The organism is Acetobacter musti, from assembly GCF_011516835.1.
Lineage (GTDB): Bacteria > Pseudomonadota > Alphaproteobacteria > Acetobacterales > Acetobacteraceae > Acetobacter > Acetobacter musti.
The window spans coordinates 55071-68650 of sequence record NZ_WOTB01000022.1; the positions used below are offsets into that span (position 1 = coordinate 55071).

11 protein-coding genes and 1 pseudogene are annotated in these 13580 nt (G+C 56.9%); 5 read left to right on the forward strand and 7 right to left on the reverse strand.

The features are described from left to right. The first annotated feature begins 8 nt into the window (after positions 1-8). The 5 genes from lpxK (at position 9) to GOB93_RS15020 (ending at position 5637) form a co-directional block, all read left to right on the forward strand. On the forward strand, positions 9-1022 hold the full coding sequence (gene lpxK, locus GOB93_RS15000; protein ID WP_173584318.1) for a tetraacyldisaccharide 4'-kinase: 1014 nt from the start codon (positions 9-11) through the stop codon (positions 1020-1022). A 35-nt stretch (positions 1023-1057) separates the two neighbouring features. Continuing rightward, entirely contained in the window at positions 1058-1957 is a 900-nt protein-coding gene (locus tag GOB93_RS15005) for a lysophospholipid acyltransferase family protein (RefSeq protein WP_173584332.1), read from the forward strand. A gap of 275 nt (positions 1958-2232) precedes the next feature. Then, entirely contained in the window at positions 2233-2583 is a 351-nt protein-coding gene (locus GOB93_RS15010) for a hypothetical protein (protein WP_173584333.1), read from the forward strand. 780 nt (positions 2584-3363) lie between these two features. Continuing rightward, positions 3364-4149, forward strand: a complete 786-nt coding sequence (locus GOB93_RS15015) for an MgtC/SapB family protein (RefSeq protein WP_173584319.1) — start codon at positions 3364-3366, stop codon at positions 4147-4149. A 135-nt stretch (positions 4150-4284) separates the two neighbouring features. After that, positions 4285-5637: a PQQ-dependent sugar dehydrogenase gene (locus tag GOB93_RS15020; protein ID WP_173584320.1), complete on the forward strand. Its 1353-nt coding sequence runs from the start codon at positions 4285-4287 to the stop codon at positions 5635-5637. Positions 5638-5711: 74 nt separating this feature from the next. On the opposite strand, the gene ggt is transcribed toward GOB93_RS15020, so the two are convergent. The 7 genes and pseudogenes from ggt to GOB93_RS15055 form a co-directional block, all read right to left on the reverse strand. Continuing rightward, positions 5712-7520 (reverse strand): gamma-glutamyltransferase, encoded by a 1809-nt coding sequence (gene ggt / locus GOB93_RS15025; RefSeq protein WP_173584334.1) that lies wholly within the window; start codon positions 7518-7520, stop codon positions 5712-5714. 282 nt (positions 7521-7802) lie between these two features. Then, positions 7803-9194, reverse strand: coding sequence for an NAD-dependent succinate-semialdehyde dehydrogenase (locus GOB93_RS15030; protein ID WP_173584321.1), 1392 nt, complete (start codon positions 9192-9194; stop codon positions 7803-7805). A 60-nt stretch (positions 9195-9254) separates the two neighbouring features. Then, on the reverse strand, positions 9255-10283 hold the full coding sequence (gene adhP, locus GOB93_RS15035; RefSeq protein WP_173584322.1) for an alcohol dehydrogenase AdhP: 1029 nt from the start codon (positions 10281-10283) through the stop codon (positions 9255-9257). Between the two features lie 70 nt (positions 10284-10353). Continuing rightward, the gene (locus GOB93_RS15040; RefSeq protein ID WP_173584323.1) at positions 10354-11781 is read right to left on the reverse strand and encodes an NAD(P)(+) transhydrogenase (Re/Si-specific) subunit beta; all 1428 of its coding nucleotides are present in this window, start codon (positions 11779-11781) and stop codon (positions 10354-10356) included. Then, entirely contained in the window at positions 11778-12110 is a 333-nt protein-coding gene (locus GOB93_RS15045) for an NAD(P) transhydrogenase subunit alpha (RefSeq protein ID WP_173584324.1), read from the reverse strand. The genes GOB93_RS15040 and GOB93_RS15045 overlap by 4 nt, the downstream gene beginning before the upstream one ends. A 5-nt stretch (positions 12111-12115) precedes the next feature. Next, complete coding sequence (locus GOB93_RS15050) at positions 12116-13291, reverse strand: NAD(P) transhydrogenase subunit alpha (RefSeq protein WP_173584325.1); 1176 nt, start codon at positions 13289-13291, stop codon at positions 12116-12118. 188 nt (positions 13292-13479) lie between these two features. Next, positions 13480-13580, reverse strand: a pseudogene (locus GOB93_RS15055) (IS5/IS1182 family transposase); the annotation flags it as partial.

Below are 13580 nucleotides of genomic sequence, written 5' to 3' on the forward strand. Positions count from 1 at the left end.
GACGGGTCGTGAAGCCGCCTGCTTTCTGGTTCCGGAAACCGGGCGTTCTGTCCGGCCTGCTCGGGTCGCTGTCATGGGGTGTTGCGCGTGTCGCCGCGCGCCGGCGCGCGCAACCGGGATGGAAGGCTCCTGTTCCGGTCATCTGCTGCGGGAATCTGACGGTCGGCGGCACGGGCAAGACCACGATGGTGTCCGATCTCGCGCAGCGGCTGCGGGGGCGGGGACTGGCCGTGCATATTCTGACGCGGGGCTACGGGGGGCGTGCCGGGCGGAACGGCGTGCCGGTCCGGGTCGATGCGGGAGTGCATACGGCGGCGGATGTGGGGGATGAGCCTCTGCTGCTGGCGCGGACTGCGCCATGCTGGGTCGGAGCTGATCGCGCGGCATCGGCGAGGGCGGCTGTGGCGGCCGGAGCGGACTGTCTGCTGATGGATGACGGTTTTCAGAATCCCGGTCTGCATAAGGATATTTCCCTTCTTCTTGTTGATGGTGCGACGGGTTTCGGGAACGGATGTGTGCTGCCTGCCGGTCCATTGCGTGAGGATCTGCGGGCGGGTCTGCGGGCGGCGGATGCGGTCATTGTGACGGGTGATAAGGCCGGTCCGGGCTTGACCGCCGTGATCGCCGGTGCACTGCGGCCAGACGTGCCGCTGCTGCGGGCGGGGCTGGTGATGGAGGCGGCTGCGGACGGGCTTTCGGGACAGCGGGTCATTGCGTTTGCCGGGCTGGCGCGGCCATCGAAGTTTTTCGATGCTCTTCGTGCCCGTGGCGTGACGCCTGTTCATTGTGAACCATTCCCGGATCATCATATGTTCCGACGTGCAGAACTTGAGCGGCTGAAACGAATGGCCGCAGAGATGTCTGCCGAACTGGTCACGACTCCCAAAGATGCGGTCAGGTTGCCGGACGATTTCGTTCAGCATGTCAAAGTTGTGGGTGTCAGCGTGGACTGGACTGATCCCCGGGCGCCGGAGCATCTGTTGTCCATGATAAGCAACATGACGAGCGGTGTTGCATCGTGACTTCCGGGAAAAAGAAAAACCCGGTTAAGCTGGCGATGCGTATTGAAGCGATGCTGGCGCGGGCCGCTCTGGTCCTGCTGCGGCGGCTGGGACCTGCGCGTGCGTCTGACCTCGGAGGCGGTATATGCCGGGCAATCGGCCCGCTTCTGCCCGTATCGAAAGTGGCAGACGCGAATCTGCGTGTGGCGATGCCTGAACTGGATGCGTCGGCCCGCAGGCGGATTGTGAGAGGCGTATGGGAGAATCTCGGACGGACAGTAGGTGAGTTCCCCCATATTGCCGCACTGCGTGAGAACACACCCTCCGGACCTGGCTTTGACGTTATCGGCGCGGAACATCTCATTGCGCAGGCCGGACGTGGTGGTCCGGTGCTGTTTGTTTCCGGACATATTGGGAACTGGGAGATGCTCCCGCCGGGCGTGGCAAAATATGGCGTTGGTTTTGCATCTTTTTATCGGGCGGCGGGGAACCCGCTGATCGACGGGTTGATTCGCGACCTTCGCGATGCGGCGATGGGTGAACCTCTGCCTCTGTTCGCGAAAGGGGCGCGAGGGGCACGGGAAGCCCTGGCCTGGGTCGCGAAAGGGAACCGGCTGGGCATGCTGGTTGATCAGAAGATGAATGACGGGATCGGGGTGCGGTTTTTCGGGCATCCGGCCATGACGGCACCCGCCCTTGCGGCGATGGCGCTGCGGTTTCGTTGCCCTGTCATCCCTGGTTACGTGCAGCGGCTGGGGCCGGCGCGGCTGAGGATTGTGGTGGAAGCTCCTCTGGATCTGCCTGACAGCGGGGACCGTCAGGCAGATGTAGTGACACTGACACAGATGATTAATGACCGTCTGGAAGACTGGATCCGGGAGCGTCCTGACAGCTGGCTGTGGCTGCACCGGCGCTGGCCTAAAGAAGTCACACGTGAAGCCAGGCAGCGTAAGTGATGGAGAAGAATCGGTGTAAACTGCTCATTTCGGTAGCGGTTTGAGACGTTTTCTCACGAGCGCAGTAAGGTGTGATTAACAATTGGGCATATATTTTGTGCAGGTCATGCCTGATATGCTTATTTTTCTGGCGCAGATACAATCCTCTGTTGTTTTTTCGTCACAGCTTGTCAGCGGGACCTTTCCCGTAAGGTCAACGGGCTATAATTCCGTTGGCATGTAAAACGTGATGACAATACCGTCTGCCTGTCAGGTGCAGCAGGAGACAGGGATTGATGCAGGCCGATATCACAGGCGCCACTTCAAACGTTGTGCCGTTTCGTATGAGCGTTCTCCAGCGTCATCGCGAACATCTTGCGCGCTGGCTTAATGCCGGCCTCTGTATGGGGCTGTGTGACGCAGATGTTTGTGTGGATGACGAGGCTGGTTACTGTAATGCCGAACAGATTCTGATCTGGGTACGCGAAAGTGCCGATCCGGCCTACATTATCCGTCCGATGGGCTCCCGCTGGGTCGTTGTGGATGCGCTCCGGAGCAATATCCTCAGTCAGCAGGCTTCGTTTGAACTGGCGCTGCACTTTATCCGTCCGGTTCTGCCTCTCCGGGGAAATGTCGTCGCTGCCTGATGATTATATGGAAGTCCTCAGTTGGCTTTGTTCTCTGGTGTATATTAACCGTGGCATAAAAAATAAGGCCTGATGCGCGGTAATATAAAATCTAAAAGTACCTGAATAAAATTTGTAATGTGATTTTGGAATAAAACGATAATTTAGCCAGCAGGCCGATCTCGTTTCGTATAAGATCATATCAGTGTAGTGTATTGCATGGCATATAAGCTACCAGGATAGTGATGGATGGCTGAAACTATACATCGGGCGATAATACTCTTAAAATTTGTAGTGAAAATCGCGCCATCTGCAATGCAAATCGCTGTCTCAATCCGAGTGGATTTCTGACTGCAGCATTCTGATGTATCAGACGTCGCTATTTTTTATGAAATGAGAGCAGTATCCAGCGCAAACAGTGCTGTCTTCCTCTGTCATCAATGAGCAGCATTCGTGAGAAGTGTTCTGTGACGGAGAAACAGCGCCGTGCGCAATAAGCTTATTTTCCGTAGCAACGACGATGCGCCTCACTGTGTCACAGTCTGTTGATATGCATTAAAACGACCAGACAGGATGCATCGCTGTCTGAGACGCTGCGTTAAGAACGCTGGACATTGAACTGCAGCGGGCAATGTTTATCTGAACACAAATAACAGCGTTTAAACTTCCCCGCATTATCCGTCGGAAAGAAAGTTCGCGAATACGGAAGATCGCGTTACAAAGGGAGAAGACGACCGCGCTCTGACTGAGTCCTGCCGTCGGGAGGATGAACGGGTCAGAAAATCGGAGGCTGACGGCTAAATGCACGTCACAACATTTCCCGGAGAAGGCTGGCAGCAACTCGGGGATCTGACACTCGCGTTCGTTCTTTCGGGTCTTGTTGGACTCGAACGTGAATTCCGCCAGAAAAGCGCCGGTCTGCGGACCTATACTCTGGTGGGAATGTCTGCTGCGCTCTTTATGCTGATTTCGAAGTTTGGCTTCAGCGACGTCCTTATCAGCAGCCAGGTCGTGCTTGATCCGTCCCGCGTGGCGGCGCAGATCGTTTCAGGCATCGGTTTCATTGGCGGCGGCGTTATTTTCATGCGACGCGATGTCGTCCGGGGTCTGACGACCGCAGCCTCCGTCTGGTTTACGGCGGCACTCGGGATGGCCTGTGGCGCCGGGCTGCTGGAACTCGCTGTTGCAACCACCGCAGCACATTTCCTTATCATGTTTGTCTTTCCGCGTTTAACGCGTCGTATCCCGCAGCAACGGAGGATGAGCGCGCAACTTGAGGTTTCCTATATCGATGGGAAAGGTGTGCTTCGGCGAATCCTTGTGGAATGTACGCGTCTGCGTTTTGCGATTGATCAGGTCCGGATCAATCATAATGGATTTTATGAAGAAAGAATCGAGTCCGAGCAGGATCGTGCGGATCTGGAAGGAACAGCCGGTCCCCTGGAGCGCCAGCGGGACGAAATTATGCCATCCGTCACGCTCTCTATGCAGGTAAAGGGAAAGCGCCCTGTCTCGCATCTCATTGCGGCACTGGCGACACTTGATGGTGTGCGGAACGTGGGGACTTCAGAAGAAGATGATGACTGAAGATATGGCTGCTTAAAGCAGCGAAATATTTCATCATGACAATCCCGGCATTTTTTCGAAAATGCGCGGATGACAGGGAACCTGATACATGGCTGTGGCATTGAAGCACATCACGCCGGGACAGGAGAAGAACGGATGGCTCTGAAGCGGTCTTTCTATATTCCGGGGGCGATCGCCGCCTTTGTCATTGCCGGAGGCGCCATCTGGTGGAATGTGGTCGCGCGTCCGGAATATGCCGCCCTGTCCGTTAGTGACGGAACGGGCGCGGCCCCCGATCTTCCCGCACCGCATAAAACGCTGATGCCCACGATCAATATTGCTACTCCGACAGGATGGAAAGACGGACAGCACCCGCAGCCGGCCGCAGGCCTGGCTGTAACCGCTTTTGCTAGGGATCTCGATCATCCTCGCTGGCTGTACCGTCTGCCGAATGGCGATATTCTGGTTGCGGAGTCGAATTCACCGGGGACCGATGTGGCCACTCTGAAGAACCGTATCGCTGGTTTTGTTATGGGGAAAGCCGGGGCAGGAGCGGCAAGTCCTGATCGTATCCTTCTGCTTCGTGACACGACAGGACAGGGCAAGGCGGATGTCAGAACGATTTTTATCGATCATCTGCATTCGCCCTTTGGCATGGCACTGATCGGGAATTATCTGTACGTTGCGAATGCCGATGCCCTTCTGCGGTTTCCCTATCAGGAAGGTGACACGGCGATCAGTGAGCCGGGCGTTAAAGTCGTTGATCTGCCCTCAGGTTTTAATCATCACTGGACCAAAAATATTCTCGCCAGTCCCGACGGGCAGTATCTCTATATCACGGTTGGTTCCAACAGTAATGTCGCGGAAAACGGGATGAAAGCGGAGGAGGGACGCGCACGGATCGATCGTCTCGACCTGGCGACCCGAAAGATGGAGCCTTATGCCACAGGGCTGCGTAATCCGAATGGTCTCGCATGGAACCCCGAGACCGGCGCGCTCTGGGTCGCCGTGAATGAACGTGACGAAATCGGCAGCGACCTTGTGCCCGATTATATCACCGCTGTTCGTCAGGGCGCCTTTTACGGATGGCCCTACAGCTATTACGGTCAGCATGTGGATGAACGTGTTCAGCCTCAGGATTCTGCTCTGGTGGCAAGCGCTGTGGCACCGGATTATGCCATCGGGCCTCACACGGCCTCACTGGGGATCACCTTCTGTCAGGACTGTGCGCTTCTTCCGGAAAAATGGCGGAATGGTCTGTTCATCGCTCAGCACGGTTCGTGGAACCGGCGGCCGAAAAGTGGCTACAAGGTGATTTATGTGCCCTTCACCGATGGCCATCCCTCCGGCGCGCCCGAAGATGTCCTGACCGGCTTTCTGACACCCGATGAAGCTCATGTGCATGGGCGTCCGGTTGGTCTTACCTCAACTCGCGACGGAGCGCTTCTTGTTGCCGACGATGTCGGGAATACGGTCTGGCGGGTGAGCGGCGCAACAGACGCGCGATGAATGAGCTGCTTTTCCTTGTGGGCCGGAACTGCCGTGCTCCCGATTTTCAGACAAATGTTGCTGTCAGGAGCCGTCTATTCTCCGACAGCACTGCCTCCGGAATGACGCCGGTCAAACCCGCCATAGAAATATCCGTCCGGCGCTCCCCCAAGGCGGGGGCCACCATACAGAACGCCCTCCGCTGACCCCCATGGCTGATGCACGCTGAACTGATATCCTTCCAGCTGAAGAGTTTCCATCACATCCGTTTTCAGTGCGCCAGGCTCCGTCTCCACAATATCCGGCTGCCACTGTTCATGGATACGCGGCAGGTCGACAGCGTCCTGAATGGTCATCCCGTAATCGACGACACCGAGAATAGCGGCAAGCGTGATAGTCGGAATACGTGAGCCGCCGGGGCTGCCGATCGCCATGACCGCTTTTCCGTCTCTGGAAAGAATGGTCGGTGACATGGAAGACAAGGGAGTCTTTCCGGGAGCGATGGCATTGGCCCTGCTGCCGACAATGCCGAACATGTTCGGTACGCCGGGAGCAGATGAGAAATCATCCATTTCATCATTCAGGAAGAAGCCGGTCGAACCACCAATGACTTTGGCCCCGAACCAGCCATTCAGCGTGTATGTAACCGCAACCGCATAACCGGACCGATCCATGATGGAATAATGCGTCGTCTCATATTTTTCCGGCTCGGCGCTCCCTGGCGCCAGAGAGTTCGAAGGCACGGCCCTGTCGGCCGGGATACTGTTTCTGATCTGCGCCGCATAATCCGGGTCGATCAGATGCGCGACAGGATTTCTGACAAAATCAGGATCTCCGAGGTCGCGGCGATCCGAATATGTATGTCGCATCGCCTCGATTTCCTGGTGGGTTGCGGCGGTGCTGTAGAGTCCTTCGGTTTTCAGATCGTACCCTGACAGAATATCCAGGATTTCGCAGAGCGCCACGCCGCCGCCGCTTGGAGGAGGAGCCGTGTCGATCCGGTAGCCGCGATAAGTGCATGTAACGGTCGGCAGGATACGGGGTTTATATGTCTCAAAGTCGGCGTGTTGCAGGATGCCGCCACCTTCACGGCTGGCGCGGATGATTTCATCGGCCACCGGACCGCGATAGAAGGCGTCCTGTCCTTTATCCGCGATAAGCTGAAGGGTATTCGCCAGGTCCGTCTGCACAAGCCGGTCCCCGACTCTGAGCGGCGTCCCGTCCGGACGCAGAAAAATCTTCGCGGCATATGAACTGGCCGCGAAATTTTCAGTGGATGTGTTCAGCAGCCACACATCGTTTTCTTCCAGCACGTAACCATTTCGGGCGAGGGCGATCGCCGGTGCCATCACTCTGGCGCGGGGCAGCGTGCCCCACTTCTTCAGCGCCAGCTCCAGACCGGCGACCGTTCCGGGAATGGCGACAGCTTTCCAGCCTGTGATCGACAATCCGGGAATTACATGTCCCTGGGCATCCCGGTAAATATCTTCCGTCGCGGCCTTTGGCGCGTGCTCGCGAAAATCGAGAAATATAGCCTGTCCATCCGGTGTACGCAGCGTCATGAAGCCGCCTCCACCGATATTCCCCGCCGCAGGATACACGACAGCGAGCGCGTATCCGACGGCAACGGCCGCATCCACGGCATTACCGCCCTCGCTCAGGATTTTGGCTCCGACCTCGGAAGCGAGATGCTGGGCGGAGACCACCATGCCATGTTTGCCGGCAGCCGGTGGAATGGGAGGGAGACCGAGATGGGCGGCTCCGAAATTCAGCGCGTCTCCGCCCGGGGCCGCGAGAGCCGGTATGCCTGTCCCGCAGAATAGTGTCCCTGCGGCAAACAGGGCCGCACATGAACGGAAAGACCGTGCACGTGAAGTGATGACTCTCAGAAACACGCCATACATAAGGAGTTCGACCTTTCCACGACATAGTTCCGTGCTACGTGAAGTCTCTATCAAACCCCGATGATCCGCAACCTGCTTTGGGTGGCGTGATTATCAGACCCCGCTGATATCTGCTCTGTTCTTATTGTGTCGTATGTCCGGCCGGTCGGGCAGCGTAAGGCAAGGTCTGGTGCTGGACAAAAAAAACCGGCACCCCGACAGCTTGCGAAAATCCGCAGAGCGCCAGAGTGCCGGTTTTCTGAAGGGAGAGGAAATTTCCTCTCCCGGGTGTTTGTTACCCGATCAGAAAGGGGCGTCGATATCAACGATGTCGATGAGCTTGGCGTTGACAAATTCCTTGATGCCAAGTCCGACCAGTTCACGTCCGTACCCGGAGCGCAGCACGCCACCGAACGGCAGATCGGCTTTCACCATCGTCGGATGATTGATGTAGACCATGCCGGTCTCGATCTGCTTTGCAACGCGTTCGCCACGGGCTTCGTCTTTCGTGAACACCGAGCCACCCAGACCATAGGGTGAATCGTTGGCGATGCTGATCGCATCCGCTTCATTTTTCGCCCGGAACAGAAGTGTTACCGGCCCGAAGAATTCTTCACGGCGTGCCGGATTGTCGTGTGCGACATTGGTCAGGATGACCGGCCGGAAAAACGCGCCTGTGTTCGGCATGGCCAGCGGGATCTCTTCCGCCTTTGCGCCAGCCTGCACCGCTCCGTCGACCTGCTTCTTCAGATCGTCGGCCGCACCCTGAGACGACAGAGGCGCCAGCGTTGTGGACGGGTCCATCGGATCGCCCATTTTCAGCTTTGCCACGCCGTCGCGATAGCGTTTGACGAATTCGTCATAAACCGCATCAACGACGATCAGCCGCTTGGCTGAAACGCAGACCTGTCCGGCGTTCCAGTGACGACCGAATACCGCCCATTTCACGGTCTTCTCAAGATCGGCATCTTCCAGAACGATGAAAGCGTCAGCACCGCCGAGTTCCATCGTCGTCTTCTTCAGAGCGGCACCGGCCTGAGACGCGATCTTGGCTCCCGCACCTTCCGAGCCGGTCAGGGCAACGCCACGCACGCGATGGTCAGCAACAATACGCGCGACCTGATCATGAGTCGGATACAGATTACGGAAACCGCCCTTCGGCAGACCCGCCTCAATCATCAGATCGTCCATGGCCTGAGCTGACTGCGGCACGTTGGACGCATGCTTCAGAACGACCGTGTTCCCCGCTGAAAGCTGCGGCGCGATAATGCGGGCGACCTGATAGTGCGGGAAGTTCCACGGTTCGACAGCGAGCAGGATACCGAGCGGCTGGTAGACGATTTTAGCACGCCCCTCATCCTTGCTGGCGACAGGCAGATCTTCCGGCTGCAACAGCCGCTCGGCGTTCTTCGCATAATATTCAAAAATTGCAGCTGAAAGCTCAATTTCAGCTTTCGATTCCGAGATGAGTTTACCCATCTCAAGAGTCAGAATTTTCGCATATTTATCCATGTCGCGGCGCATAATATCGGCCGCGTTCTGCATGACTTTAGCGCGTTCTGCGAAGGATGTTTTGCGCCAGGACAGAAACGCCTCATGTGCCGCGTCAAGCGCGGCGTCAACTTCGGCATCTGTCGTGTTGGGAAACACTTTGATCTGCTCGTTGGTAAACGGATTAGTCGTTGCGTAGGCCATTGCCTGTTTCCTTCTGCTGCGGGCGGTCAGGGGAACTGTGCCCGGCCGGGCACAGTCAGATCATGTCCTGAAATCCAGAACGACACGTCCCTCGACACGTCCGTTCTGCAGATCGTCAAAGATCTGATTGATGTTCTCCAGCTTGTCCGGTTTCACAACCGACCGCACCTTTCCTTCCGAGAAAAAGGACAGCGCCTCGATCATATCAAGCCGCGTGCCCACAATTGATCCGCGGACTGTCGTTCCGGTCATAACCATGTCGAAAATCGACACAGGAAATTCTCCTGGCGGCAGTCCGTTGAGAACAATCGTTCCACCCCTGCGGGCATAGCCCATTGCCTGAGAAAAGGCGATACGGGAGACCGCCGTGACCAGAGCACCATGTGCCCCGCCGACTTCCTTCTGCACGAAGGCCGCGGGATCGGTCTTTTTAGCGTTCACGGTCAGTGTGGCGCCAAGCTGCTTCGCTTCCGCGAGCTTACCGTCATCAATATCGACCGCAATCATATTGAGGCCCATCGCAACTCCGTACTGGATTGCCATCTGACCCAGCCCCCCAACGCCGGAGACCGCGACCCAGTTCCCGGCGCGCGTGTCCGTCATCTTCAGACCTTTATAGACGGTGAGGCCGGCGCACAGCACCGGAGCGATATGAAGCGGGTCTGCTCCTGCGGGAATATGCGCGACATAATTCGGGTCAGCGACAACATACTCAGCGAAACAGCCATTGACGCTGTATCCTGTGTCTTCCTGTTTTTCGCAGAGTGTTTCCCAGCCACCCAGACAGTGTTCACAATGTCCGCACGCGGAATACAGCCAGGGAACCCCGACCACATCGCCTTCTCTGATCCAGTTCACATTGCTGCCAACCTGCACCACATGACCGACCCCCTCATGACCCGGAATGAACGGCGGATTAGGCTTCGTCGGCCAGTCTCCCCGCGCAGCGTGCAGATCAGTGTGACAGACGCCACAGGTATCAACTTTCACCAGGATCTGGTTCGTGCTGATCGCAGGAATATCCAGTTCCTCGATCGACAGCGGCTTGCCGAACTCGCGTACAACCGCTGCTTTCATTTTGCCTGCCATACTCTTTCTCCCAAGTTTTAAGTCAGAGACCTGAAAATGATGATCCGGAACCAGACAGGTTCCGGAAAAGTCAGTTTGTTCCGAGACTTTTCAGGGTTTCGACCATCTTGCTCAGCACAGCCTGTGCATCGCCGAAGACCATTGACGTGTTTTTCTGGAAGAACAGCGGATTCTGCACCCCGGAATAACCCGTGCCCTGACCACGCTTGATAACAAAAACCTGTTTTGCCTGATCGGCGTTCAGAATTGGCATGCCGTAGATTGGCGAACTCTTGTCTGTCCGCGCGGATGGATTAACCACGTCATTCGCGCCGATCACCAGTGCGACATCAGTCGTAGCAAAACTGTCGTTGATGTCGTCCATGTCATAGATCATGTCGTACGGGACACCGGCTTCCGCCAGCAGCACGTTCATGTGACCTGGCATACGGCCGGCAACCGGATGAATCGCGAATTTCACGTCCACACCGGCAGCCTGGAGCATTTTGACGAATTCGTAGAGCTTCTGCTGGGCCTGAGCCACCGCCAGACCATAGCCTGGAATGATGATGACGCTGGATGCATAGCGCATCGTCGTTGCGGCGTCGGCAGGATCGACAGATTTCATTTGGCCCTGGGGACCCTGAGCGGCCTGCCCCGAAGAGGCTCCGAAATTGCTGAACAGCACATTGGACAACGACCGGTTCATGGCCTTCGCCATCAGAAGCGTCAGCAGTGTGCCTGCTGAACCCACGACCATACCAGCGATCATCAGTGCCGGATTGGACATGACATACCCTTCAAGTCCGACGGCCAGACCGGTGAAGGTATTATAGAGTGAAATCACGACCGGCATGTCGGCGCCGCCGATAGGGGCCGTCATACACAATCCGAAAAACAGAGCGCCGGCGAAGAACAGCATGGCGAACAGGCCGCCGTCGGAAGAGCCCTGCAACTGTGTGACAACGGTCATAACGCCGAGTGCCAGGGTGCCGATGAAAACAACGCCGTTGAAGACCTGCTGTCCGCTGAAACGGACCGGCTTCTTCATCCGTCCGTCGAGCTTTGCCCAGGCGATGATGGAGCCTGTCAGGGAAATACAGCCAATGAGTGCGCCCGTTACCGTCACACCCAGATGCAGCGGCGTGCCCCCTTCGTGCTTCATCAGAGCGATAGCCGCGACGGCTGCGGCGGAACCACCGCCCATTCCATTATACAGCGCCACCATCTGCGGCATGGCTGTCATGGCGACAGTCCTGCCTTTCCAGCCCGCCAGCAGTCCGCCCAGGGCCAGAGCGAGGACAGCGAGACCCAGATTGACCGGCAGGTGAGGCAGGACGTCGTCCGGTACCCTGAACGCCTGCAGGAAAGAGACCGCCACGACAAACGCCATGCCCCAGCCGGCAGTCACGATCCCCTTCACGGCCGTGACGGGCGACGACATGCCTTTCAGCCCGTATATGAAAAGTGCCGACGCAAGCAGTCCGCTCAGGCCGACGATATATTCGATCAGAATCATGATGCTGTCTTCTTGTCAGTGGCGGACTGTCCGGGTTTCTTTGTGCTCGGACGGAACATCGCCAGCATCCGGTCGGTTACGACATATCCCCCTGTCACATTGCCAGCGCCGAGCAGGACGCCGAAAAAACCGATGATCTGCTCGACGATATTTGTTGCTGTAAAGAGGGCTGTCAGCGCACCTACCACGACGATGCCATGGATAAAGTTCGAACCTGACATCAGCGGAGTGTGAAGGATCGATGGCACGCGGCTGATAACCACATAGCCTGTGAATGCTGCCAGCATGAAAATATAGAGCGCAATAATGAGCGTCATGGACGTAAGCATTCTGACTATCCTTTCGCCGCAGGTGCCGGACCGGGTGTCGCGGCTGCCGGTGCGGCAGAACCCTCGACGACCTGACGGACCGCATCGTTAGTAATTTTGCCGTCATGAGTGACGAGCGTCTTCGCAATAACCTCGTCTGTCATGTCGAGAGTCAGCTTGCCGTCCTTGATAATCTGCTGCAGCAGATTGAGGATATTCTTTGCGTAGAGTTCGCTCGCCTGTTCTGCGAGACAGGATGGCAGATTGACGGGTCCGATCAGTGTTGCAGGACCCGCCTGGACGATTTCGCCGGCTTTTGTGCCTTCACAGTTGCCGCCGCCTTCAGCGCCAAGATCGACAATGACTGAACCTGGCTTCATCTTTGCGATCTGATCTGCATCGATCAGGCGCGGAGCCTTTCGGCCAGGCACCGCTGCCGTGGTGACGATCAGATCCGAGCGTGCAATGTGATCACTGAGGACTGAACGCACTTTTGCTTTTTCGTCTGCGGTCAGTTCACGTGCATAACCGCCCTGGCCAGTCGCATCCACACCGGTTTCCACGAATTTGGCGCCGAGCGAATGGGCTTCGTCGCGCGTTTCAGGCCGGACGTCATATCCTTCGGTGACGGCGCCGAGCCGGTGTGCTGTCGCCAGCGCCTGCAGGCCGGCAACGCCCAGACCCATGATGAGCACCTGCGCCGCGCGTAACGAACCCACGGCTGTCGTCATCATTGGCAGAATTTTGGGCATATGCACCGCACCAAGCAAAACGGAATAGTATCCCGACAAGGTGGCCTGGCTGGACAGCGCATCCATTGCTTGGGCGCGGCTGATGCGCGGGATCTGTTCCATGGCAAATCCGGTAATCTTACCGTCGCGTAACGCCTTGACCAGGTCGGTATTGTTTCTTCCATAGACAAACGAAATCAGTATTGAACCTGGCTTCATGGCTTTGATGACGTCAGCCGGAGGCGGTTCTACTGCCAGAACAATATCGGCCGAATTCAGCATTGTCGCTCTGTCAGCCTCGATCGACACATCCTTGTAGGCGGCATCGGGGTAAGACGATGCGATACCAGCTCCGGCCTCAAGGGCGACATCACATCCCAGTCGTTTGATACGGGCGGCAACATCCGGTACGAGCGCGACACGCCGCTCGTCAGCACCGTGCTCCCTGATTGCTGCGATCTTCAGACTCATGATCTGTTCCCATATTGTCTTGAATGTTTCTGACAGACGTAGTCCGCATCAGGCTTGTCCTGAGGAACGGCAGACCCGTCTCCGGACAGGGCTGCCGGGAAACGATAAGGTTCAGTTAGCAATAAAAGCGAGTACGTTCTTTGACGTGGGTCAATGAGCGTGAAAAAATGATTATCTTAGAGCCTGAATCAGAAAGCGGTTTGATTGATTTTTCGCAGAACTCTGCGGATATGGGCAATCATCAACCATGCGCAGGATGACGAGATTGTTGTCTCGACATCCTTCGTGA

Bases quoted from the DNA above. Each gene is read 5' to 3' on its own strand.
- GOB93_RS15045 (WP_173584324.1), bottom strand. From the start codon at position 12,110: ATGCTTACGTCCATGACGCTCATTATTGCGCTCTATATTTTCATGCTG.
- GOB93_RS15010 (WP_173584333.1), top strand. From the start codon at position 2,233: ATGCAGGCCGATATCACAGGCGCCACTTCAAACGTTGTGCCGTTTCGT.
- ggt (WP_173584334.1), bottom strand. From the start codon at position 7,520: ATGTATGGCGTGTTTCTGAGAGTCATCACTTCACGTGCACGGTCTTTC.
- GOB93_RS15015 (WP_173584319.1), top strand. From the start codon at position 3,364: ATGCACGTCACAACATTTCCCGGAGAAGGCTGGCAGCAACTCGGGGAT.
- GOB93_RS15005 (WP_173584332.1), top strand. From the start codon at position 1,058: ATGCGTATTGAAGCGATGCTGGCGCGGGCCGCTCTGGTCCTGCTGCGG.
- GOB93_RS15020 (WP_173584320.1), top strand. From the start codon at position 4,285: ATGGCTCTGAAGCGGTCTTTCTATATTCCGGGGGCGATCGCCGCCTTT.
- GOB93_RS15030 (WP_173584321.1), bottom strand. From the start codon at position 9,194: ATGGCCTACGCAACGACTAATCCGTTTACCAACGAGCAGATCAAAGTG.
- GOB93_RS15040 (WP_173584323.1), bottom strand. From the start codon at position 11,781: ATGATTCTGATCGAATATATCGTCGGCCTGAGCGGACTGCTTGCGTCG.
- GOB93_RS15050 (WP_173584325.1), bottom strand. From the start codon at position 13,291: ATGAGTCTGAAGATCGCAGCAATCAGGGAGCACGGTGCTGACGAGCGG.
- adhP (WP_173584322.1), bottom strand. From the start codon at position 10,283: ATGGCAGGCAAAATGAAAGCAGCGGTTGTACGCGAGTTCGGCAAGCCG.